Raw genomic sequence first — 24453 nt, 5'->3', positions numbered from 1 at the left:
ATTTTACCTATGCATTCGTTCCAATATTTATATAGAGTAAGCTTACTACTGGGGCTATTGACGCTGGGGGGCTGTAAAATGCTGGCCCCCGTCAAGATGCCCTCCACCATTCAGGCAACAGAAACCTTTACCGGCCAGGCCGACACCACAAGTATCGGGCGGGTACCCTGGAAGGAATTTTTCCAGGACCCTTACCTGGTATCGCTGATTGATACGGCCCTGCGGAGTAATCCTGATCTGAAGATTGCGGTGCAGCGTATCGAAATGGCACGGGCGGATGTCCTCCGTACCAAGGGGCTTCTGATCCCGTCGGTTCAGGTAGAGGGTTCGACCGGAGTACGCAAGTACGGAGACTACACCATGGATGGCGTCGGTAACTACGACACCAACTTCTCGCCTAATATTGATGAGGACCGTCGGATACCCCGTGTCCTGCCCGACTATTTCCTGGGACTACGGAGTTCGTGGGAGGTGGATATCTGGGGGAGATTAAGAACTCTGCGAGAAGCCGCCTATGCCCGGTACCTGGCTACTGAGCAGGGACGGCAACTAGTAGTGACCCGGCTGGTCGCGGAAGTAGCCAGTCTGTACTACCAACTGCTCACGCTGGATAATGAGCTGGATATCATCCGGAAGAACAAGACGCTGCAGGAGTCAGCCCTGGAGACTATCCAGATTCAAAAAGAAGCGGGGAGGGCCAACGAGCTGGCAGTACGGCAGTTTAAGGCTCAGCTCCTGAATACCCAGAGCCTCGAGGTGCAGAAGCAGCAGCAGATTATTGAGGTCGAAAATCAGATCAACGCCCTGCTGGGCCGGTTCCCGCAGCCCATCACCCGGGGCGAATCTATCCTTCAGCAGAAGCTGCCTGAGGAGCTTAGTGCGGGTGTGCCGGCTAGTATGCTGCGCCGTCGTCCGGATATCCGGCAGGCCGAGCTTGAGCTGAGGGCCTCCAGAGCTGATCTGCAGGCAGCGCGGGCGGCTTTTCTACCCTCGCTTACGATCTCGGCGCACGCTGGGTTCAATGCCTTCACGGCCGCTTATCTATTTAATCCTGCTTCGCTGGCTTACGGCCTGCTAGGGGGCTTATCGGCACCTTTACTCAATCGTAAAGCACTGGAGGCCGGAAGGCTATGGGCGCAGGCAAGTAGTCTGGAAGCATTGTCTATCTATAATCAGGCCGTTGTGAGAGCCTATCAGGAAGTGGTGACCAGCATGCGAAGCATTGAGAACCTGGAAAAAATAGCGGATCTTAAGTCACAGGAGGCACTGGCGCTCCAGCAGGCGGTTTCGGTCTCTAACGACCTATACCTGGCCGGGTACGCCTCTTACCTGGAGGTGATCACCGCGCAGCGTAGCGTGCTGCAGACTGAGCTGGAGCTCGCTGAAATACAGCAACAGCAGTTCCTGTCGATGGTTGACCTGTACCGTTCGCTGGGTGGCGGCTGGGAGTAGTTATGATTAAATGCTAAAAAAGGCTCTGGCTCAGCAGGTACCTGCTGAGCCAGAGCCTTTCACTTTATATATTTCAGACCAGCGCTCTACTGTCTGCTACTACGCGCTCGTAGTAGTTTTCGTAGTCCGGCAGGATCTTGGTAATATCAAATTCCTTGGCGCGGGCCAGTGCATTGGCCTTGAAAGTGGGCAGATTGTCTTCATCCAGAATATGTATGGCGTTCTTCACCATATCATCCACATCACCTACATTACTCATGAATCCTGTAACTCCCTGGACATTCAGCTCGGGCAGGCCTCCGGCGTTGGAGGTAATCAGAGGTACTTCGCAGGCCATGGCTTCCAGCGCAGCCAGACCGAAGCTTTCGGACTGGGAAGGCATCAGGAACAGGTCGGCTACCGAGAGTACTTCTTCAATGGCATCCAGTTTGCCCAGAAAGCGTACATCTTCAAACATGCCCAACTGACGGCACAGCTTCTCAATACGGGCACGCTCGGGACCGTCACCTACCAGCAGGAGCTTACTGGAAACAAGATCACGAAGCTTATGGAACACCATCACTACGTCATCAATACGCTTGACCTCCCGGAAATTAGACGTGTGTACTACTAGTTTTTCGCCGTTCGGACATATTGCCGTTTTAAAGTGATCCTTTTTTTGTTTCTTAAAGCGTTCAAGATCAATAAAGTTAGGGATCACTTCAATATCTTTTGTTATCTTGAAGTGGCGATAGGTATCATTCTTCAGAAACTCTGACACCGCAGTGATACCATCCGACTGGTTGATACTGAACGTAACCACGGGCTCATAGGAAGTGTCCTTACCTACCAGGGTAATATCTGTTCCGTGCAGGGTAGTGATGACTGGAATGTGTATACCCTGAGCTGCCAGGATCTGCTTAGCCAGGTAAGCCGATGAGGCGTGCGGAATAGCATAGTGTACATGCAGCAGGTCGAGCTTCATGTACTTTACTACCTGCACCATTTCACTCGAAAGAGCTGACTCGTAAGGGGGGTACTGAAAAAGTGGATAAGCAGGTATATTTACTTCATGGTAGTAGAGGTTTTCATTGAAGAAATCGAGCCGTTGGGGCTGGGAATACGTAATAAAATGTACCTGGTGGCCTGCTTTGGCTAGTGCTTTGCCTAATTCAGTGGCTACTACGCCACTACCCCCAAAAGTCGGGTAGCACACAATACCTATTTTCATAGTTAGGTGATTTCGATGGACGGCTCTTTAATGTATTCTTTTTGGGAAAAACTAGCTTGTTCAATTAGTTTTGGATTAGTAACACAAAAACGCACCCGTTTTATTCCATTTCTTAAATAAAGATTTTGTTAACAGGTGAAATAGGCTGCGTAGCGGCTGTTTAATCTCTAATTTTAGCCATGTCCCTAACCCAATGAATGTGTCAGCTCGTCAGAAATTAACGTTCCGTCACTACGTAGAAGGATTTCTGCGCCTGGTACGGGTACGAAATCTGTTTATTGTAGCCCTGACCCAGTACCTCACCCGTATCCTGCTGATCGGCCCCCGGGAGGACTGGTACCTGATCATGCGTGATCCGGCCCTGTTTCAGATCGTACTCTCAACGGTGATGATCGCGGCGGCCGGGTATATCATCAATGACTACTTCGATGTAAAGATCGACATTGTCAACAAACCCGAGCGCGTCGTGGTAGGCAGGTACCTGAAGCGCCGTGTGGCGATGGGAGCTCACCAGGTACTGAATGTGCTGGGGGTGCTACTGGGGCTAATGGTCAGCCGGTGGGTATTTCTGGTCAATGTACTGTCGGTAACGCTGCTGTGGTTTTATTCGGCCCAGTTCAAGCGTTTACCCTTTATCGGCAACTTTGTGGTGTCGCTGCTGACGGCCCTTTCGCTGGTGGTACTTACGGTCTATTACCCTCACAACCGCCATCTGGTGTTTGTGTACGCTACATTCTCTTTCTTTATTTCGCTGGTCCGTGAGATCATCAAGGACATGGAGGATGTCCGTGGCGACGAAGCCCACGGCTGCCGTACCTTACCCATTGTGTGGGGCATCCGGCACACCAAGTACTTTCTGTACTTTCTGATCAGCCTGTTTGTGCTTACCCTGTTTCTGATGGCTGATACACTCGACAACACCATACTGGCCTGGCTCTTTGCGGCGCTTCTGCTTCCTATTGCTTGGCTGGTGTATCGTCTGATCCGGGCCGATACGCGCCGGGACTTTGCGGCGCTGAGTAGCCTCTGCAAGCTTATCATGCTGCTGGGGCTCACTACCATGCTGTGGGCCTGAGGAGCCTGTTCGACAGTTGATAAAAGTTTAAATACAGCTTTTTGGTACTAGTAGTTTTTGTTCAACCAATAATCCGAAGGTTTATGAAAAGAATACTGCTACTATTGGGGCTCATTACTATGGGTCTGGAACTATGGGCGCAGAACTGCCTGGGGGTATCGGTCAAGGAGGGTAGTGGCTTTGAAATGAAAAGCTATGACGGCAAAGGAAAAGAAAACGGTACCCTGCTGTACAAGATCAGGAATGTAACGGCCGAAGGCGGAGCGACGGTAATGGACGTAGAGTTTGAGTCGCTGGACAAGAAAGGGACGTCACAGATGAAAAGCCTGTACAAGATGCGCTGCGATGGCAACCAGTTGATGATGGATGCCAATGCGCTGGTCTCGGAAGAGCAGCTCAGGATGTTCAGAGATATGCAGATGAAGTTTACATCCAATGATGTGGTGTATCCGGGACAGCTATCGGTGGGGCAGCAGCTAAAGGATGCTTCCCTGCACGGTGAAGGTACTTCGGGGCCGATTCCCGTTACATTTGATATGGATATAAAGAACCGTAAAGTGGAAGGGCAGCAGAAAGTAACGGTACCTGCGGGTACTTTTGATGCCTACAAGGTAACGTCCGATATGGCCGTAAAAACCAAAATGGGCGTGGGCATGACGATAGAGGTGCAGTCCATCGCCTACCGGGTGCCGGGGATGCTATGGGATGTCAAAAGTGAAACTTATCGGAGAGGAAAACTGATAGGCTATACAGAATTGAGCAAGGTATTCTGACCACTAAGGGCCATTAACCATAAAACCCGTACAGAAGCCTGTACGGGTTTTTTAATGAAATCGAGTAGCTTTGCACCTACTATTCAGCCGTAGCTGATTCAGGCCTATTTACCTCTCTATTGTACTACGAATGAAACGCATTGCCCTATTTGCTTCCGGCTCCGGCTCCAACGCCGAAAAAATTGCCGAGTACTTTGCTCCTAATCCGGACGTCGAAATCACCCTGATTCTTACCAACAACCCGCAGGCCGGAGTGATACAGCGGGCCCGGAAGCTACATATCCCGATAGTCGTATTTGACCGTAAAACCTTCTACGAAACCGACCGTATACTACAACTCCTCCAGAACCAGCACATCGACCTGATTGTACTGGCGGGCTTTATGATGCTAATTCCCGAGGCACTGGTAGCGGCATTCCCCAGTCGGATGCTCAACATTCACCCGGCCCTGCTGCCCAAGTTTGGCGGCAAAGGCATGTACGGTGATTTTGTGCACGAGGCCGTAGTAGCTGCCAGTGAGGTAGAGTCGGGCATCACCATCCACTACGTCAACGAGCACTACGACGAGGGGCAGATCATCTTCCAGGCTAGCTGTGCGGTAGCACCTACCGATACCGCCGCCGATGTGGCTCAGAAAATCCACGCTCTGGAGCACCAGCACTACCCACGCGTGGTGGAGGAGGTACTCCGCAGTCTCTCCTGACGGGAGCCCTTACTCCTTGGTCTGTAACCATACCACCTTCTGCTCCGACTGGTGTGACTGAGCTATCACGTCACCGTATAGTTCGGGGCGGCGGGCTTTGATGTAGCGATGGCCACCGGCCTGGGTAAGCTTCTGCGGCGTACATACGGCGGTAGTCACCTCATTGTCCAGAGAGCGGCACTCGGCCAGTACATCCCCAAACGGATCGATGATCATTGATGAGCCGTTTTTGAGCTGGTCGTCGTCCATACCAATCGGGTTAGAGAACACGGCATAAATGCCATTGTCGTATGCACGGGCGGGCAGCCATTTCATCAGCCAGCCCCGTCCTTTCATGCCGTCGAACTCAAGCCTGAGGGAGGTAGGGTCGCCAATGCGGTTTTCCCACAGCTTAGGATCCACAAAGCCGGCGCCGGGGCGGGTGGAGGGAGTACACATGGTCACGTGCGGCATAAAGATGATCTGAGCACCCAGCAGGGTAGTGGCCCGTACATTTTCGATCACGTTGTTGTCGTAGCAGATCAGGATACCGCACTTCCAGCCCAGCAGGTCAAACACCACATACTTGTCGCCAGGGGTCAGGTGGGGATTGATGAACGGATGCAGCTTGCGGTACTTTGCCACCAGACCATTCTTATCTACACACACATGGGCTTTGAAAAGGTTACCGTCCTGATCTTTCTCGAAGAGGCCGGCCAGTATGGCCATATCGTTTTCGCGGGCTATGGCCGTTAGCTTCTTAATGCTTTCTCCTTCGGGTATGTACTCCGCCAGGTCGAGCATCTGCTCGCGGGAGAGGTGCCGGGCAAAGGTATAGCCGGTAATGGAACACTCATGAAACGCAACTACCTGTGCTCCCTGTTGTTTGGCCCTGGCGGTAAGATCAGCGATAACTGATAGGTTGTAGTCCTTATCACCACTTTTATTCTCAAACTGGGCGGTAGCAATCCTGATGTTTTCCATGTCTAATAAAGGGTTTTTTAAGTGTGTTTCCACAAATTTAAAATACTGGCTGAGCCATTCCTAACATTTAAAAACCATTCTTGGAGCCGGGATGAAACTCGTACTGGAAATTTTCGTTATATTACTGAAGTGTTACGACCTTTGTGGTGTTGAAATTATTCTTTTAGAAGAAGCCTAACCTCATGAAACTACTATTTAATGTTATCCTCATATTCATGCTGCTGACAGCCTTTGTTCCACCGTTCCGCCGGCTCCTGTTCCACCTGCTGGTAGGGCGACAACTGATCAAGGAGCAAAAAAAAGCCGACCAGGCGCGGCAGCGGTCTGGTCGGAATAATATCAATGTAGATCATGTACCTCCGGGGGGTAATCAGTCACGCTACCAGGGTGGTGAATACGTAGACTATGAGGAGGTCAAGGATTAATTAGGCGTCCTTATTTACTGTCTTTACTTTCAGATTAGCCAGGGCAGTGCTGTCAGTTTGAGCGCTGCTCTTTCCTGTAATAATCCGGTACATTTCGTCAGCGATAATCTGGTGCGCGTGGGGATTGGGGTGTCCGTCAGCCATGACCGAATCCTTTCCATCGGGCTTGTACCAGTGTCCGTATAGTCGGCCGTAGCGGTCGCCATCCTGTATGTTGTACTTCTTGATCAGAGCCGTATCCGCATGGATAACCGGTATCTTACGATCGTAAACAAGCGCAGGAGGCAGCTTGGTTTCGTAGCTCCAGCCGGTACCGGTGGTCCATACGTACATCTTGGCACCGTACTTATCGCACAGGTCAGCAATACGTCCATAACCAATTTGCTCTACTTTTTCGGCATCTTTGGTGGGGCGTGGCGTAATACCTACCATCATTTTCAGGCTGGTGATACCGGCCATGATATCCTGATACACCAGTACCGGAGCGACCCGACCATAGAACTTGGTGAAGTCCCAGCCGTTGCGTGGGGTATTCTTGAAATCGGCCAGCGGAATACGAAGTCCTTTGGGTGAGAACGCCGGACGCTCTACGCCATTTTCGCTGAAATAGGGAATTGGGAAGGTACCGCCCAGGAAGTTCTGATAGGGGCTCATGGAGCGATGCGCCAGCCAGGTAGTATACTGGGTCACCACGTAGTCAGGCTTAAGCTTTGGAATCAGCTCCTCGGCTTTCAATACCATCTGCGACAGTCCATATCCACTCGTAGCCGCATTGACATAGTCTCCACCCAATTTCTGGGCGAGGTAATAGGCAAAGGTACTATCAGCAAACACAGCGTCACCGTAGCTTACAGAGCATCCCAGGTATAGCACCAGAGGCTTGCGGCCATTGTGCTTGTATCCCTGCGGGATGCGGTTGCCGTTTTCGTCGTGGTAGATAATGATATCTCTGAATCCCAGCTGACGGTAGCCCGTAGAGTGGGGGAGATGCTTGTAGCCAAGCTGGTCATCATTTACGTATACCTTACCTACCTTCTCGCCCCGTTCTTTGGCCAGGTTGTACATGGGGAGCATCTGCATACGCAGACTCCAGCCGTACATAATCAGCGGGATCAGCAGAAGCACGGCTACCCGGAAAGCAACAGACTGCTTGAAGGGCTTCTTCCAGTAATTGTACGTGATACCCAGGATCCAGAACAGGATCAGGAATATCTTGAGGTAGGTCATGATGCTACCAAAGCTGCCGATAAACCACTGGCTAATGCCCGTAAAAACCTTCAGGATGGCGCCTTGTCCAAACTGCAGAACGACAAGGATAAGGAAAACGTAAAGGGTGAATTTGATATTCTGTTTCATATAACTAAGTATGGATGTACACTCTTCTGGTTACACATAACCCCTTTCTAAGGAAACAAAAATAGAAAACTACTTCCAATAGTTAGGATTAAATTTCGTAAACGACTTAAAATGAAAAGCAGCAGAGCTATTTGCTACGGTACTCTTTACTGATTGCCAGTCGTATACCCAACTATATACATGGCTGTAACTTTATAAGCTCCTGATGCCTTAGGGGAGCAGATCTAGTCTCTGTCTACATCATAGGCGACCCCAAGGGCAAACATAAACAGGCCATAGCAGATGGTACCTAAGGCTACCAGAATGAAGTATACATGCCCGACATGATCCCCGATAAAGTCAAACGCCTTATCAGTATTCACGATATAGTAGGCACTATTCCAAACGCCAGCCTTGATGAAGAAAAAGCCGATTAGCCCCAGGATAATACCCCGGGCCAGGTACCCTATCTTGGCCAGGGTGTGGATGAGTCTCCTGGTGCCAGAGCTGAAATGATCAATGTCCAGTCGCTCCCTGTACCCCCTGGTAACGCCATAAATAAATTGAACAATAGCCGTTAGGGCAATTATAGCCCCTACGCCTATAATGAGCCACTTGCCCCAGCTTTCCTGCAGAATGCTGCCTACCAGCTGACGTTGTTCTTCGGGTTCGCCATTCTCCGGTATGTTCCCAATGCCGAGCAGCACCTCAATGGCGGCGTAGGCAATCAGAGCATCGGCAGTAGTGCTAAGGGCAACTCCCGCTCGCTTTGCCAGTCCTTTTGCCCCTTTTCCGTAATTGTAAGGATCATAGATGGTCTCGTAGATCCGCCAGAATATATAGCAAAGGGTACCCAGCAAAATGACGAGGTTCAGGATTTTGCCCAGGAAGTACCTGTCCAGGAAAACCAGCAGACTACTTTCATCGGCACCGCCTTCCTTTAATTTTAAGTAGGAAAGAATAGCAATCAGGCCTATGGCTACATAAATGATTCCGGTAGCAATACACCCATAAACAGGTAGATAATGAATAAGGATTCTCTTCTTATCCCTGCCTTTCATCTGGAGTAGTTGGATTAAATAACCTGGTACATGAACAGGAAGAGTACTATCAGAAAACATCAGGGGAGGCTAAATGTTATCTGGGTTTTCATAACTCGTAGTACTTAGACATAGGCTTTCGGTAATAGGGATACTACCATCAGGATACAAAAAAAGCCCCCGCACGGGCGGGGGCTTATGCTTTATTGGTACGAGCTAATTAGCGGCTCATGTACATATTACGCTCACCGTACACACGCAGGAAGAAGTCGTCCTGAAGGTTCTCAATGAAATAGATACCTTCACCGGTCGATTTCATTTCTGGACCCAGCTCCTTGTTTACGTTCGGGAACTTGTTGAACGAGAACACCGGAATCTTGATCGCCCAGCCATTCTTAACCGGGTTGAAGTCAAAATCCTTCACCTTCTTCTCTCCCAGCATCAGCTTGGTCGCGTAGTTGACGTAAGGCTCCTGATACGCTTTGCATATGAATGGTACCGTACGTGAAGCACGAGGATTGGCCTCAATTACGTACACCACGCCATTCTTTACCGCAAACTGTACGTTGATCAGACCTTTTACCTCCATCGCCAGAGCAATCTTGCGGGTATGCTCTTCGATCTGGCGGATTTCGTCCAGAGACAGATCAAAAGGAGGCAGAGTCGCGTGTGAGTCGCCGGAGTGGATACCTGCGGGCTCGATGTGCTCCATAATACCGATGATGTAAGCGTCTTCTCCGTCGCAGATCGCATCCGCTTCGGCTTCGATAGCCCCTTCCAGGAAGTGGTCGAGCAGGATGTTGTTATCAGGAATATCGTGCAGGATCTTTACAACGTGCTGCTCAAGTTCCTTCTCGTTGATAACGATCTTCATGCTCTGGCCTCCCAGTACGTAGCTGGGGCGTACCAGCAGCGGGAAGCCTAGCCCACGCGAAAGCTCTACGGCCGCATCAGAGGTACGAACCGTTCCGAACTTCGGATACGGGATGTCCAGCTCGCGCAGCAGCGCCGAGAAACGTCCCCGATCTTCGGCCCAGTCGAGTGAGTGGTAGCTGGTACCGATAATCTTTATACCCAGCTTATCCAGCTTCTCGGCCATTTTAAGGGCCGTCTGTCCACCGAGCTGCACGATTACGCCCTCTGGCTTTTCGTGCTGAATAATATCGTATACGTGCTCCCAGAACACCGGCTCAAAGTACAGCTTATCCGAAATATCGGGGTCTGTCGAAACCGTTTCGGGGTTACAGTTGATCATGATGGTCTCGTAGCCACACTCTTTGGCGGCCAGTACCCCGTGTACGCAGGAGTAGTCAAACTCGATACCCTGTCCGATACGATTAGGACCTGAGCCCAGTACTACTACCTTTTTGCGGTCACTCACGATGGATTCGTTATCCGGCTGATCCATTGAGGCGTTGAAGGTAGAGTAGTAGTAGGGAGTCCTGGCTTCGAATTCGGCCGCACAGGTATCTACGCATTTATATACACGCTTGATACCCATTTCCAGCCGGCGGTTCATGACCTTGCTCTCCTTGGTACCCAGCAGGTGTGCAATCTGACGGTCGGCGTAGCCCTTCTGCTTGGCAGTGAGCATCAGCTCGTACGGCAGATCCGACAGGTCATAGTTTTCTATCTCACGTTCCAGCTCAATGAGCTCTTCGATCTGGCGCAGGAACCACGCATCAATCTTAGTTAGATTCTGTATGGTTTTGAACGAAAGGCCAATCTTAAAGGCATCGTAGATATGGAACAGGCGGTCCCAGCTAGGGTTAGCCAGGCTCTTCTTGATGGTTTCCTGATCCTGCAGTTCGCGGCCGTCAGCACCCAGTCCGTTGCGGCGGATTTCGAGCGACTGACAGGCTTTCTGTAAGGCCTCCTGGAAGTTACGACCGATACCCATGGCCTCACCTACCGACTTCATCTGTAAGCCCAGGTGGCGATCCGCTCCCGGGAACTTGTCAAAGTTCCAGCGAGGTACCTTCACGATCACATAGTCAATGGTAGGTTCGAAGAACGCTGAGGTACTACCCGTGATCGGGTTGATCAGCTCATCGAGGTTATAACCAATGGCCATTTTAGCGGCAATCTTGGCAATAGGATATCCGGTAGCTTTGGAAGCCAGCGCCGACGAACGGGATACGCGTGGGTTGATCTCGATCACAATGATGTCATCCGTTTCGGGATTTACCGAGAACTGAATATTACAGCCCCCCGCAAACTGCCCGATGCCATTCATACACTTAATGGCCAGGTCGCGCATTTTCTGGTACAGGGTGTCGGGGAGGGTCATGGCCGGGGCTACCGTGATGCTGTCACCGGTGTGTACCCCCATAGGGTCGAAGTTCTCGATGGAACAGACAATGATGAGGTTGCCATTGCCGTCACGCAGTAGCTCCAGCTCATACTCCTTCCAGCCCATTACACTTTGCTCTACGAGTACTTCATGTACCGGCGAAGCGTGCAGACCGTTGGTAAGCGCTTTATCAAAATCCTCGGGTTTATCTACAAAACCACCTCCGGTACCGCCTAATGTATAAGAGGGCCGTATCACCAGCGGGAAGCCTATTTCCTGAGCTATTTCCTTACCTTCGAGGAAAGAGCGAGCAGTACGTCCCTTGCACACGTTCGCGTCAAGTTCCAGCATTTTCAGACGGAATTTCTCCCGGTCTTCGGTAGTTTCAATGGCATGTATATCTACACCAATGATCTCAACGCCGTACTTTTTCCAGATACCGGCTTTGTCGCAGTCAATAGCTAAATTTAACGCCGTCTGGCCTCCCATGGTTGGCAAAACGGCGTCTACCTTATGCTTTTCAAGAATCTCAACAATATACTTTTTCTCTAACGGACGAAGGTACACGTGGTCGGCATTCATCGGATCCGTCATGATCGTCGCCGGGTTAGAGTTTATTAGGATTACTTCAATCCCCTCCTCTCGTAACGAACGGGCTGCCTGAGAGCCTGAGTAGTCGAACTCACATGCCTGGCCAATGATAATGGGACCAGAACCGATGATTAGAACGGAATTGATGTTTTGATTTTTGGGCACAGTAGTACAGTTTTTGAAATTGTGAACTATGTTATAAACGTAACTTCTGGAAGAGAATACCTAATACTCAGTAGGGTACGTCCAAAAATTGCACAAAGGTAGGGCCCGTTTTCGGGAAGACCTACCCTTCGTTGAAAAAAGTTTTGATAATATTAATTTCGCTATAAATAGTGACATAGCAGCTATATATAATTATAAGCGCTATGTGCTAGCGTAGCGGCAGTATACTGGGAGCCGCTATATCAAAGTCGCGTAACTGCAGGGTAGATATACCTCCGCCTTCAAACCGCCAGGGGGTGTACACATCCGGGATGTTGGGATAATAACCTACCCGTACCTGAAACGTATTAAAGGTGATGTTTTCGTTCCGGAACCTGAATCCAATCCCGTACCCCTGATACACCGGGCTCTTCCACAGGCTCCGGTTGCTTTCTACAAGTCCCAGATCACCAAACAGGAAGTAGGCAATCCGGAAGCCCAAAAGGCTGCGCGTAGAAAACAACACCGACTCGAGCCCCGCAGTAAGGCGCTTGGTACCAAGCAGGTACACACTTGACACGCCCCGGATGCCTTCGTTCCGGCTGATGTTGAGGTACTCCAGCGGGTCACGGTTGATACCATAGGTATAGCGTATGTTAATAAACTGCCGGAAGTAGCTGTTACCTAGGGGAGCCAGTCCACTGAAGTAGTTGAGTTGTCCGCCAAGTACCCCTTGCTGGGCTTTGCCTCCCTGGAAGTAGCTCCCGATATTGACCATACCATACAGATAACCAAGGCCGTGTGGCAAGTAGTTCCCGGTAGCATACTGTACTCCGCCGTAGCCCCGCTGCCCAAACTCAGTACCTTCTCTGCCTACGGTCAGCGCAAACAAATGACCCAGGGGGACGTCCTCCGTACGCCCGAATCCATAGATAAGTACATCGCGCCGGTAGTTGCGGTTAGAAAATCCGACACTGGCCAGCGTCGCGTGCCGGTTCCAGTATAGTTTATTGGTGTCAGCCCGTACTGCGGGTCGTTGGGTGTGATTATAGTTGTTGGTACGAAGCGCAACGATAAAGCGAGTATTTTCCTGTGACGAGATACCCGGCAGCTTGAAGGATCGTCCGATCCATACGTCAAAATAGTTGTAAGCCACCGGGTAGCTGATGATAGAATTTCGGTCTTCCAGCGGCCGCTTATACTCCTGTATCCGGGCGTGCCCCAGATTCAGAGAGCCCGCGTACTTGGTCTGTACCGTCAGGAACGGGCGCGACAGCCGGATGGACTGCTGCTTCAGGTCCCGCTCCCAGATAAAGCTCGCCTGACCGGTTATGAAGGTTTTTCCGATGTAGGGAATCGTGTAGATACTCCTGAACTGGAGGCGCTGGAGGGTATCGCGGGCGTTCCAGCGGATGGCGTTGTAGTGCGAGTGGGCGTACCCGCCTACGTTGATATTGTCGACGCCCAGGTTGAAGCGGTCAAACCCGGCAAAGCCGCCGGAGACATTGAGCGACCACACATCCTGAACCAGTACCACCACGTCAGCCAGCCAGGTCGACTCGGCCCGCCGCGTAACCAGGATACGCGCATCCAGTATAGTAGGGTTGGACCGGAGCAGACGTTCATTGTCCTTGAGCTGCTGGGCGTTGATCAGGTCTCCCTCATTGAAGAGTAAGAAAGAGTTGCGGATAATGTGCTTGCGGGTGTCGGTGTGCAGGTGTTTACTTACGAACCGCTCCAGGCGGTTGCCCCTGCGGGTGGTATCATATACCGACTCTCCGAATATATCGAGCTGCTGGATACTGATGCTGCCAATAATTAGTCCTTCGAAGGGGATGAAGGGGTTCGTTTCGATAGTACTGACTTCACCGACCCGGCCCCGGTTGTACACATCCCTGAATAGCAGGCGGTACAGGTGGCGGGAAAGCCTGGTTTTGCCCATACGTTCTTTGAGCCGGGTATACCTGATACTGTCCCTTTCGTTTCTGGCGGAAGAAAGGCTATCAAGGTTCTGGCTTTGGGCGGTAAAGGCAGTCAGTATAAATACTACAAGTACTATATAGCGAAACATGAACTTCGTGAAAAGGACTGCTCATTATCTAATCCAAACGCTGTGCCGGGCAGTCAGGGCAGATAGCTCATTTATAACTGATTATATATTCTATTAAACGAACAAAAGCCATTGTCTAACGCAAGCCGGATAAAAAAGTAGTAGACCAACAATTGCTGAAAGAACTAAATGCAGAGGCGTTTGTTGGCTGAGGGCGCAGTTGCAGCTACATATGTCACAGGGGGGGCTACTACATGGAGTAGAACTTTACACTAAGCTGGACTCTATATAGATAAATACTGTGGAGTAAAAATAAAGGAGGACCTGATTAGATCCTCCTTTATCAATCTAGTGGCTTTGCCGGGCCTTCATCAAAGACTTATACGCCTCGGCTCCTTCACTTGGGGGCGGAGCTCTGCGGGTAAAGTTCTTTCCGTTGGGTTTGAGTATGCCAAACGTAGGTACTGATATAGGATTGAGTCGGAAAAGGAGCTGCATGGCCTGGGCATCATTCAGGTACAGATGTACCCCCCTGAGCTGGTGACGCAGGATGTACTGCCGCCAAAGCTCCTGGGCAGGGGGCATCTCTTCGGTGGGCAGATGAATATAAATAACTTCTACATCATCGGGGAGCTGTGCCCGAAGTGCCGGGACAAAGGCTACTTCTCTCCGGCTGGCTTCATCGCGCAGGCTCCACTTCACCAGGTACAGGGCCTTGTTTTTATACAACTCTTCAATGCGCTTAAACCACTCCCGGCCGTTGCCCTCCGACTGAGCGATCCAGATGCCCGGAAGTACCTCCGTCGGGTCCTGTCCCAGGTCGGTACGGGTCTGAGCCAGTCGTACCAGTGTGCTGTCTTTTACTTCCAACCGGTACAGTTCGTCCAGTGACTGCCGTATGCGAGGTACTTCAAGCTGCCTCCGTACGTGGTTGTACATAATCTTCTGCTGGTCGAGATTATACAGGTAAAACTGATCGACCAGGTACCGGGCCATCAGGAACTCGGCCGCTGTGCTATTGTACAGCTCGCTGTAGGCGCGCTTCATTTTTTCGAACTGCGTGATTATATCCAGCAGACGCCGGTTACGACCGTACAGGCTGCTCAGGAAGTCAACGCCGTCCCGGCTTATTCTTTCTTCGCTTATAATCCTGTCAAGTTGTACCCGCTCGCTTTGCGACAGCGGACTGACGTACGTTTTGATCAGTTGGGCCAGCAGATCCACCGGTAGCGAGCGGTTCCAGTTGGGATTTGCGAATGCCGCTTCGGTAATCTGGCGGGTGGCGTAGTTTGAAAATGTCTGCCCCCAGGTAATACGCTGTAAAGTAAGCGGTGAGGCTATCAGGCGGTTGAGGCTATCCAGCAGGTCCCGTTCTACCTGCACGCCGTTGGCCATAGCATGCTCATAGAGTGTGGTGAGCTGTTCTTCATCGGTAATGGCACGGGCCCAACGCTGTAAGGCAGGAGCAATCACCCCCTGATCGGCAGCGGCCCTGAGCGCCGAAAGTCGCAGGTCGGCCCGGTTTTGCACCGCACGCCGGACCGGTAGGGTACCCTGCTCCCACAAATGGTCATAAAAGTTGGCCCCCAGCCGTTTGTTTTCTCTCAGTAGTCGGCTCTCCTCCATCGCATAGCGGGCGTACTGGTTGTTGGCTTCGGCATTGACACCGGCAAAGTAGAAAAGCCTCCGGGCCTTAAACATGGAGTCGGCATCAAACGTGATCTCGACCTGACCCGGTGAAGCCAGGAAGGTAGTGAATACCTTGCCGCCGTAGTCAAGATAGACTTCCTCCTGCGGGAATATCAGCGGCAGGGCCACCCTGAAACTACCGTCGGCCTGTAAGGGGGCCTGTCGGGCCAGCTCCGACTGGGGCTGGAGCAGGTTGTTACGGGTAAAGGTAATAGCGGGTGCCTGGCGGTACAGCGGTGCAGTCAGATTGAGGATGCGTCCCCTGATGATAACGGAGTCGGCCCGTTGGGCCTGGCTATGCGAGTATACGAATAAGAAAAGTAGTAGTAGGGTAATAGGTCGAATCATGGCTGTCAGAATGGGGGTACGTACTATAAACAAATGGCAGACCCAAAGGTCTGCCAATATAATCAAGTCTGTGAATTTTATACATCATCGGAGGTAGGTACATCGCGATCTTCATAGCGGACGCGTATGCCGTGGTACACTTCCTGCACCGTATAGTCGCGGCGGAGGGGGTGGCCTTCCCAGTCGGCGGGAAGCAGGATACGTCGCAGGTCGGGGTGACCTTCAAAATGGATTCCCACCAGATCATATGCCTCCCGCTCGTGCCAGTCGGCCGTGCGCCAGATGTGGCTGAGACTAGGTACGGTGGGCAGGGGTTCGTTCTCTTTGTTACGTACCAGCATTATTTTCAGCATGAGGCCGTGGCCGTAGGGGATGGAGTAGAAGTTATAGACTACCTCCATGGTACCGGCCTCGGCGCCGTTGTCAATACCGGTTACGCAGGCCAGGTGGTCGAAGAACAGCCGCTCGTCCCGGTGCAGGAAGGTACCCAGGTCGGCTATTCGCTCGGCGTGTACTACCAGGTAGGGCTGAGGCGCATTATCAACGGAGTTAACAATGATACCTTCACCAAACTGGCTTAGTAGTACCTCTTTTATTTCTGAAAAGTTCATTCGTTAGCAGGTAGTGTCGCCCCGCTGGGGCTTGATTGTTCTGTGCTTCTGGTTACTACTAAAGTAGCGCTCCTACGGAGCTGGCTGTGGTTGACGTACGGTATGCAACAGTATCTAAAATTATGGACACTGCTACCTGTTACGCCATTACTTTTTCTGTATTGAGAGTTTCAGAACCAAAAGGTACTTCATTGGCTTTGGCTTCTTCCTCCATTTCCAGCAGCATCTTGGGTGCCAGCGGATGCTCCTTCCGGATCTTGTCCTGCAACTTCATAAAGCCTCCGATCAGCGCCTCCGGACGGGGAGGGCAACCCGGTACGTACACGTCAACGGGTACTATACGATCCACACCCTTTACGACGTGGTAGCCGTGCTCCCAGTACGGGCCGCCGCAGTTGGAGCAGCTTCCCATCGAGATTACGTAGCGCGGCTCGGGCATCTGCTCATAGAGGCGTCGCAGACGGTCGGCCATCTTAAAGGTAACAGTTCCGGCCACAATCATAACGTCGGACTGACGGGGGGAAGGGCGGGGAAAAATACCAAAACGCTCCAGATCGTAGTGGGAGGCATAGGTAGCCATCATTTCAATGGCGCAGCAGGCAATACCGAATCCCATCGGCCACAGCGACGAAAGCCGGGCCCAGTTCATGAGGTCTTCGCTACTGGTTAGTATGATTCCACCGTCTCCGGTTTTAGCTCTATTCGTATCCATGTATGTAGGTCTGTGTTGATGATACAGCGGGTAAGGAGCAGTGCTCTTTCCGCTATTTCTTTTTGTACTTCTCATTTACCTGCTGATACAGGCTGGTGGGTACGGGCGAATCCACATGCGGCGTTCTGGGCGTAGGGCGTACCCAGTCGAGGTAGCCTTTGGCCCAGGCGTAGGCAAGGCCCAGTACCAGTATTCCCACGAAGACGGTCATCTCGGCCAGGGCAAACCAGCCCCACTGTCCGTTGGTCTGTTGAATAAGGTCTTCGTTCCCAAATACAACAGCCCAGGGAAACAAAAAGATCAATTCTACGTCAAAAAGTACAAAGATCAGGGCCACAACATAGAAGCGTACATTGAACTGTACATTGGCGTTGCCCAGCGGCTCTTCCCCCGACTCATAGGTCGAGAGTTTTTCCTCGTTGGGGTTGTTGGGACGCAGCAAACGCGCTATGCCCAGCATCATGGATACCAGGGCAATAGCAGCCAGTATAAACAGAAAGATAGTACCGAAGTCAGAAAGCATACCAATGCGTATCAAGTAGTCTCCGGCAAAGGTAATTAAAAATGGGGTTGAGGGTTAATTGATTCCTTACGAAGTATTATTAACCTATTCCTAGGTAATATAAGGATTTATTGATAGAAACTAAAAAGCTGTTAGCCAATAAATGTAACAATGTCCTTGTTCATTTTAGCTACTAACTTCATATTTTCTCGTCCAATAAAGAACTTAGAAGATGACCAATTATTGAGTTTGGCTTTAAAGTCAGAAAGGTAGTATTGCCCAGATATCTCAAAGTCAATCATAGCTAATAAGAATGGATAAATCTGATACAAATCAAGCATTGTTTTGTTTAAGAAGGCTTCCAATTGCTGTGGTACAACAGGATAATCGGTCCAAGTTTGATTCTCCAGTCCAAATACTTTATCTATTGTTGCAGTATAAAAGCAGATATCATACCAGTTAAAGCCTTCTTCGATTGGCGCCTGCTCTCGAATATTATACGTTTTAAAAGGGATATAATAATTATCAAGGTGTAGAATGCCCTGATGTTCCATATTTTCAGGTTGAATTCTTACTCTTTCAAAATTATTATCATATGGTCCTTCAACACATGCTAATGACCATATGAAATCAGAGTAGATTTTGATAGGTGTAGTATCTACACTTGGACAAACCTGAATACAAAGTTCATAGAATCCACCACTTCTAATAGATTGATTAAGAAAAAGCTCTTTTTTGTCGATCATAATGTTGTATTCTCCTAATACACCAACCGCACCGGCCCCAGCAGGCCTGAGGGCATGGGCTCCCACCTGGAGGCGTCGAAGGGCTTGTACTGGATGTCGACGATGTTGATGTCGTAAAACTTCTTCCAACCCGGCGACTGCTTATCCACCAGCCGCATGTAGTTAGCCGAAAGGTTGCTAACCTCTACTTCCAGTAGGTTATCTTTGGGCTTCAAAGTACCCCCGGCAATATCCAGCACAAAGGGTACCGACCAGGCCGTACCGATGGGCTTACCGTTGAGGCGTACTTCGGCCACTTCCCGCACGTCACCCAGGTCCAGTGTTACACTCTTGCTAGTGGTAACTGAGGCGGGCAGGTCAAAGCGGAGGGTATAGCGCGCGGTACCGGTGAAGTACCCGGCGGAGTCGGAGGTGGTGGTCCAGGATTGCGGTGCAGACAGAGTAGCGGAGGCAGGTAATGAAGGTTTCCCTTTTACAAAATCCACTTTCCATTGGCCCGTCAGTGCGTGTACCTGTTGGTTGGTAGCGGGTGCCGGGGCGACCCTTGCCGGGGCAGTACCCTTAGCCGTGGCTGCACGCAGGAAGCACGACTGACCCGGCAGGAGCTTCAGGTATACTTCGGGCTGTCCGGCAGTGGTGCGGGCGGGTAGTACTGTAGTCTGATTCGTGAGCGGATCGTACTTTTCGATAGGACCTTTTAGATGAGCCAGCCTGATCCAGCCTTCTTTGAATTGGTCGTTCAGGTTGGCGATGAAGTATAGTATATTACCATTCTGCTTCTTGCGGATAAAGGTCAGACCCTGCTCCGCCCATGTCTCCTGAGCTGCGTATTGGTTCAGAGCTTGCTGCCAGTTATTTGTGGCGAATACATTGGCCGAAAGGCTTTTCAAGGTACTTATCTTGGACTCAAAGCTCTTCTGACGCTGCTCGTGCTGGTGAAAGCCTGCGGGTGAGGCAGGCATTTGCCCGGCAAAGATAATCCTGGTACCTGCGTTCGCCAGCCGGATGAGCTGGTCCAGCGTCTCTTCGGGCAGGTAGGTACTGGCGGGGATGAGGAGCGTTTTGTACGTGGTACTTCCGGTACTGATTACACCGTTTTTATCGGCTTTCAGCCGGGTCAGCTGCGCATCCGACACAAAGTCGAAGGCATAGCCCTGCCGCCATAGTTGCTCGGTCAGCTGACCGAAGGGGAGCTGTAGGAGCCAGCGATCCACGTGGTGTACTTCCAGCTGGTGGATACCTCCCGACGACTTGGCAGGCTTGGCCCACAGATCGTGGATAGGGAAGTAAACCAGTACGTCGTTGTCGGGCTGACTGTTTTGCAGCAGGCTCTGGCAACGCTCGATGTACCCGTTGAGTAAGTGAAGGTGCTCAAAAAAGTGGGAGGTAGGTCCAAAGTTGGTGGAGGCGTAGAATAACCAGCCGGGGTAGTCTGCACGGGCGGGCGAGTAGGTAGTACCGTGGTAGAAGATATGGTTGATACCGCCCGTAAACAGTTCATCGATCTGGGGCTTTACCTGCGACAGAGCTACTTTAAAGTGGTTGGCCAGCCAGGTAGCCGTTTCAGAGCTTACCAATTTTTTGCCCGAAAAATGGGCTGCCGACGACGCAAACTTCATTGCCAGCGGATGAGGAGCCCCAAAGCGGTCTACCTCATAGTCGGGGTCAATGTGGACGCCGGGGATAGGAAACTTGCTGGTACCGAAGGCTTCGGTTTCGGGTATGTCGGCTTCCTCGTACAGGTCCAGCAGGTTACCGGGTGAGCCGTGGGCCTGGTAGCGGGTCACGAAGCCGTGCTTGCGGCTCCACTGTATCCAAGGGCGGGCGTAGTGCTCCCGTAGGAGCTCGGCGAGCGTCTGGTGGTAATCTATTTTGACCAGGGTACTTTGCACGCTGGAGGTACTGTCCAGGAAGTGGGGGAGTTGCTGCTGCAGGTCGTAGCCCCGGCGTTTCTTGAACTCGGTCAGAAAATCGTGCGCCCAGTTGGCGCCGTACACCTCATATGAGTCGTTGTACATGGCGCGGGGACGGGTCTTGGTTTTGGCAAAAGCCGAATCAAACCAGACCAGGTACTTGTCCATGGCACCCGCACTAAATGGATCAAGTACCAGCCCCTCACCACCGGGCGCTGATCGCTTCACCTGCTGGCGGGTAGGTTCAGCAACCAGTTTGCCTTCCACTACTTTCCACTTTTGTGCCCCCAGTTCTTTGCTGACGTTGGGGCCGCCAAAGGGCCAGCCGGTACCCGTAGCCATGTCCACCCCCATGCCCAGCCGCTGGCCTTCACGAACGGCATGCTGCATCACATCCAGCCACTTGTCGCTCAGATAGGGAATAAACTGCTGCTCGTGCCCTTTGACGCCGTAGATAGGAATGATGGTCACGCCTCCCATACCCGCTTTGGATAACTGCTGCAGCTGCGTGGTGATATCCTCTTTGGTAACGGCACTACCCATCCACCACCACTGGGTCCAGGGCTTGGTGGTCGAGACCGGTTGAGCATCAAGACGCAGAGAGCAGAGAAATAGCAGGAACAGGTATAAAAAGCGCATGGATTGGATCGATTTTAGAAATATAGACTGCAATGTGTGGCTTTTACACCTACGGCTCATGCCTATTTCTTATAAAGTGGTACGCTACTATTTCAACGAAAGCAGGGGGATCTGCTGGATGGCCTGCCAGTAGGTCAGGATAGTAAAGCCCAGCATAAGCACGAAGGCGGCGGTTACCCAGTAAGTACTCCGGGAACTGCTACCTGATCTGCTACCGAGCCAGGCCCCCAGGAGCATGAGTACCTGCAGGCCGTGGAGGCCGATAAAGTGGGCTACGCGAAGATCGCCGTATTGAGTACTCCAGTTCAGGAAAGTCAGGCCAGCGCCTCCGTCGGCGGCGCCTACCGTATGCCCCGGCTGGTTGGACATATATATGCCTTCGGCACTACCAATCAAGAATAGCAGAAGCCCCAGGCGTACTCCCCAAAGGTACGGACGCGACAAAGAAGGGAAGCTGCCCCGCCAGTAGCGGTAAGTCAGTGTAACAATAAGGATGGTGCTGTAGAGGATGAAGAATCCCATTACGGCATAGATGATAATACCCTCCACGCTGTCGGTGTTATAGTGGGACTTTACTCCGCGGGCGGCCTGTCCAATCACGGCTAACATTTCTACACCCATGCACAGGATGATCTGCCAGGAGAAAAGACGAACATAGCGCTTATTGGCAATATCTCCCACCAGCCAAGCTAGGGTAAACAGGTAAATGCTCACCGAAATCATAAATTTAAAGGGCTTGATCCACAGGTTTATTCCCAGTAATTGCTGTTGGCTGAACAGGATGAGCAGCAGGGTAACGCCTGCCGCTACCAGATGGATGATTCCTGTGTAGTATAGCGGAGCGTTTCGCTGGCGGAGTTGGGAGAGCAGGTTCATTATAGTAAGTTGTTGAGGGTTTACTGATTACAAAGTTGTTTAAATATAGTGGAGACAATCACACCTTTTCTACCTTTGCGTCAGCGGCAATGGTGTCTGCCCGGAACAGTCCCTGCATAAAGCCGGGGAATGATGGCGCCTACTGAATGACAACTGTCATCGTAGACTATCTTTGTACCTATATGACCGGGCGCCTAACCATGATTTCTACCAAAGTAAAGCTTCTTCTTCGCTCCTTTGAGCAAACCTCCTATCTCATATTCGTAGTAAAGTGGCTATTCATCTCGGCTATTGTGGGTATACTGGCTGGCTCGGCCTCAGCTCTATTCCTGGTCTCACTCGACTGGGTCACCACCTACCGCGAAACCCATACCTGGATCATCTGGCTATTGCCTCTGGGCGGGCTCATCATTGGCCTGACCTACCACTATTGGGGGCAGGAGGTAGTGAAGGGCAATAATCAGCTCCTGGAGGAGTTTCATAGTCCCCAGCAGATTATTCCGCTCAAAATGGCTCCGCTGGTGTTGTTTGGTACCCTGGTGACGCACCTGTTTGGTGGATCGGCCGGGCGTGAGGGTACCGCGGTACAGATGGGCGGAGCCATTGCCGACCAGTTTACCAAATGGTTCCGGCTCAAACCCCGCGACCGCAAAGTACTTTTGGTGATAGGCATCAGTGCCGGTTTTGCTTCGGTGTTTGGTACCCCACTGGCAGGTACTGTTTTTGCGCTTGAGGTACTTGCTATTGGCTTCCTCAGGTACGAAGCGCTTTTCCCAAGCCTGCTGACTGCTGTCATTGCTGACTCCACCTGTCACTGGTGGCAGGTGGGGCATACGCAGTATTCCATTCCTTTTGTTCCGGGTGCGGAGCCGGTGGGTATACTATGGGCCCTACTGGCTGGCATTTGCTTTGGACTGGCTGCTCTCACGTTCTCCACTATCGTTCACTTTTTTGGGGATGTATTCAAAACAAAGATAGGTTACCCGCCCCTGCGGCCGGTAATGGGAGGCTTGGTGCTGGCGGTAGTGATCTATTTACTGGGTACTACTAAGTACATCGGCCTAGGTATACCTACCATCGTAGCGGCTTTCAGCGAACCCTTACCTCCTTACGACTTCCTGCTCAAAATACTTCTGACCACTTTTACACTGGGAGCGGGCTTTAAGGGAGGTGAAGTGACACCCCTTTTCTTCATTGGTGCTACTCTGGGCAATGCCCTGTCGCTGTTTATTCCCCTGCCCGTGGCGCTACTGGCCGGGATGGGCTTTGTCGCCGTTTTTGCGGGCGCTACCAATACCCCCATCGCCTGTACCATCATGGGCATTGAGCTGTTTGGCGTCGAATGTGGCGTGTTTGTAGGTATAGCCTGCGTCACGGCCTATCTATTTTCGGGGCATACGGGTATATACTCTTCTCAGGTAGTGGGCAGTCCCAAGCATGGCTTATTCGGGCGAAGCACCGGAAAGAGCCTCCTGCAGATAAAACACCTAAAAAGCAGGATGAAGTAGTACCTTAAAAGCTTCTGGGCGTGTCCATCACCTTCTTTCGGATACGCAGCTTTCGCTTTTTCTTTTTCTTCGTTTTTTCGTTGGAAGCTTCACTGTCCGCCGGTACCTGTTGGAAAAGGGGTATAGACAGGGGCGAGGTATTGGTTAGTGAGGTGCTGGCTTGGGTGGCAGCCAGGGGCATAAGCAGGAGTACGGTCAGAACTGTACTTTTCATAAAGGATAAGTTAGTATAATGTGTGTAGAATGTAAAACCGCATAAAATTACGCATTAAGGTACTTTCTGACCATGTCGAGGTAGTGATCTACGTCAGGGGTCGGGTAGTTCTGCATCTTGGCGGCTTCGTCCCAGCGGCGCATCCGGATGATCAGCTCAAATTCTGGATTCTGCTCAAAGGCTTCGGCTTCTTCGGCCTGCATGGGTCCACCCTGAAAGCCCAGCGTCTGCAGACTGGCGTGCGACAGGGCCGCCAGGTACTCCGGGTGCTTGTAGGTCAGGTACCTTTTGGCATTGACATGATTCTCAATCAGCACACCTACCTTATCCGAAAAGCCTCGCTTGCGCAGCCAGTCGGCGGCTACACCCTCGTGGTCGCGTCTGCCGTAGCCTTCCATTAGCTCTGCCTGATCATCCACCGGCAGCATGTGACCAATATCGTGCAGAAACGCCGCCAGCTGTACCTCTTCGTCGTAGCCCGCCTTTCGGGCCAATTCGGCCGCCTGGGCGGCATGCTCAAACTGCGACACCTCTTCACCGTAGTAGGGCTCACGGCCGAACTGTTCAAACAGGCCGCGTAGATCGTGCAGGGTATCGTCGGTAGTGTGGGGCATGGGAGCTAGTAGGTTGTTAGCAGTTAG

21 protein-coding genes are annotated in these 24453 nt (G+C 51.5%); 6 read left to right on the top strand and 15 right to left on the bottom strand.

What is annotated here, in order from left to right; all coding sequences use genetic code 11:
• The first annotated feature begins 9 nt into the window (after positions 1-9).
• Positions 10-1452, top strand: coding sequence for an efflux transporter outer membrane subunit (locus JTN23_RS17290; protein WP_247236285.1), 1443 nt, complete (start codon positions 10-12; stop codon positions 1450-1452).
• A 73-nt stretch (positions 1453-1525) separates the two neighbouring features.
• Here the strand turns inward: JTN23_RS17290 and bshA are convergent, their stop codons facing one another.
• The gene (gene bshA, locus JTN23_RS17285) at positions 1526-2662 is read right to left on the bottom strand and encodes an N-acetyl-alpha-D-glucosaminyl L-malate synthase BshA (RefSeq protein WP_247236284.1); all 1137 of its coding nucleotides are present in this window, start codon (positions 2660-2662) and stop codon (positions 1526-1528) included.
• A gap of 193 nt (positions 2663-2855) precedes the next feature.
• Here bshA and JTN23_RS17280 point away from each other — a divergent pair, with 193 nt between their 5' ends.
• The 3 genes from JTN23_RS17280 (at position 2856) to purN (ending at position 5213) form a co-directional block, all read left to right on the top strand.
• A complete protein-coding gene (locus tag JTN23_RS17280; RefSeq protein WP_247236283.1) occupies positions 2856-3737 on the top strand; it encodes a geranylgeranylglycerol-phosphate geranylgeranyltransferase in 882 nt (293 codons plus the stop codon).
• Between the two features lie 83 nt (positions 3738-3820).
• Positions 3821-4510, top strand: a complete 690-nt coding sequence (locus tag JTN23_RS17275) for a TapB family protein (protein ID WP_247236282.1) — start codon at positions 3821-3823, stop codon at positions 4508-4510.
• Positions 4511-4640: 130 nt separating this feature from the next.
• On the top strand, positions 4641-5213 hold the full coding sequence (gene purN / locus JTN23_RS17270) for a phosphoribosylglycinamide formyltransferase (protein WP_247236281.1): 573 nt from the start codon (positions 4641-4643) through the stop codon (positions 5211-5213).
• A gap of 9 nt (positions 5214-5222) precedes the next feature.
• On the opposite strand, the gene JTN23_RS17265 is transcribed toward purN, so the two are convergent.
• Entirely contained in the window at positions 5223-6176 is a 954-nt protein-coding gene (locus JTN23_RS17265; RefSeq protein ID WP_247236280.1) for a nitrilase family protein, read from the bottom strand.
• Between the two features lie 182 nt (positions 6177-6358).
• Here JTN23_RS17265 and JTN23_RS17260 point away from each other — a divergent pair, with 182 nt between their 5' ends.
• Complete coding sequence (locus JTN23_RS17260) at positions 6359-6601, top strand: DUF4834 family protein (protein WP_247236279.1); 243 nt, start codon at positions 6359-6361, stop codon at positions 6599-6601.
• On the opposite strand, the gene JTN23_RS17255 is transcribed toward JTN23_RS17260, so the two are convergent.
• The 11 genes from JTN23_RS17255 to JTN23_RS17205 form a co-directional block, all read right to left on the bottom strand.
• Positions 6602-7957 carry an SGNH/GDSL hydrolase family protein gene (locus JTN23_RS17255; protein WP_247236278.1) on the bottom strand — a complete coding sequence of 452 codons (1356 nt, stop codon included), beginning with the start codon at positions 7955-7957 and terminating at the stop codon, positions 6602-6604.
• A 224-nt stretch (positions 7958-8181) separates the two neighbouring features.
• Entirely contained in the window at positions 8182-8997 is an 816-nt protein-coding gene (locus JTN23_RS17250) for a DUF1206 domain-containing protein (protein WP_247236277.1), read from the bottom strand.
• Between the two features lie 199 nt (positions 8998-9196).
• Positions 9197-12025 carry a carbamoyl-phosphate synthase large subunit gene (carB, locus tag JTN23_RS17245; protein ID WP_247236276.1) on the bottom strand — a complete coding sequence of 943 codons (2829 nt, stop codon included), beginning with the start codon at positions 12023-12025 and terminating at the stop codon, positions 9197-9199.
• A gap of 208 nt (positions 12026-12233) precedes the next feature.
• Positions 12234-14075, bottom strand: coding sequence for a BamA/TamA family outer membrane protein (locus JTN23_RS17240; protein WP_247236275.1), 1842 nt, complete (start codon positions 14073-14075; stop codon positions 12234-12236).
• Between the two features lie 327 nt (positions 14076-14402).
• Positions 14403-16091, bottom strand: a complete 1689-nt coding sequence (locus JTN23_RS17235; protein ID WP_247236274.1) for a thioredoxin family protein — start codon at positions 16089-16091, stop codon at positions 14403-14405.
• Between the two features lie 77 nt (positions 16092-16168).
• Positions 16169-16702, bottom strand: a complete 534-nt coding sequence (locus JTN23_RS17230; protein ID WP_247236273.1) for an NADH-quinone oxidoreductase subunit C — start codon at positions 16700-16702, stop codon at positions 16169-16171.
• Positions 16703-16841: 139 nt separating this feature from the next.
• Positions 16842-17414 carry an NADH-quinone oxidoreductase subunit NuoB gene (gene nuoB / locus JTN23_RS17225; RefSeq protein ID WP_247236272.1) on the bottom strand — a complete coding sequence of 191 codons (573 nt, stop codon included), beginning with the start codon at positions 17412-17414 and terminating at the stop codon, positions 16842-16844.
• Positions 17415-17466: 52 nt separating this feature from the next.
• A complete protein-coding gene (locus JTN23_RS17220) occupies positions 17467-17937 on the bottom strand; it encodes an NADH-quinone oxidoreductase subunit A (protein ID WP_247236271.1) in 471 nt (156 codons plus the stop codon).
• 131 nt (positions 17938-18068) lie between these two features.
• The gene (locus JTN23_RS17215) at positions 18069-18662 is read right to left on the bottom strand and encodes a hypothetical protein (protein WP_247236270.1); all 594 of its coding nucleotides are present in this window, start codon (positions 18660-18662) and stop codon (positions 18069-18071) included.
• 14 nt (positions 18663-18676) lie between these two features.
• Positions 18677-21214, bottom strand: coding sequence for a glycosyl hydrolase (locus JTN23_RS17210; RefSeq protein WP_247236269.1), 2538 nt, complete (start codon positions 21212-21214; stop codon positions 18677-18679).
• Between the two features lie 87 nt (positions 21215-21301).
• Positions 21302-22090 carry a hypothetical protein gene (locus JTN23_RS17205; protein WP_247236268.1) on the bottom strand — a complete coding sequence of 263 codons (789 nt, stop codon included), beginning with the start codon at positions 22088-22090 and terminating at the stop codon, positions 21302-21304.
• Between the two features lie 200 nt (positions 22091-22290).
• Here JTN23_RS17205 and JTN23_RS17200 point away from each other — a divergent pair, with 200 nt between their 5' ends.
• Entirely contained in the window at positions 22291-23598 is a 1308-nt protein-coding gene (locus JTN23_RS17200; RefSeq protein WP_247236267.1) for a voltage-gated chloride channel family protein, read from the top strand.
• Between the two features lie 4 nt (positions 23599-23602).
• On the opposite strand, the gene JTN23_RS17195 is transcribed toward JTN23_RS17200, so the two are convergent.
• Positions 23603-23812, bottom strand: a complete 210-nt coding sequence (locus JTN23_RS17195) for a hypothetical protein (protein ID WP_247236266.1) — start codon at positions 23810-23812, stop codon at positions 23603-23605.
• A gap of 47 nt (positions 23813-23859) precedes the next feature.
• The gene (locus JTN23_RS17190) at positions 23860-24426 is read right to left on the bottom strand and encodes an HD domain-containing protein (RefSeq protein ID WP_247236265.1); all 567 of its coding nucleotides are present in this window, start codon (positions 24424-24426) and stop codon (positions 23860-23862) included.
• Positions 24427-24453 lie beyond the last annotated feature (27 nt).

The organism is Telluribacter roseus, from assembly GCF_017355915.2.
Taxonomy (GTDB): Bacteria; Bacteroidota; Bacteroidia; order Cytophagales; family Spirosomataceae; genus Telluribacter.
This window is presented reverse-complemented; position numbering and strand designations above follow the sequence as displayed.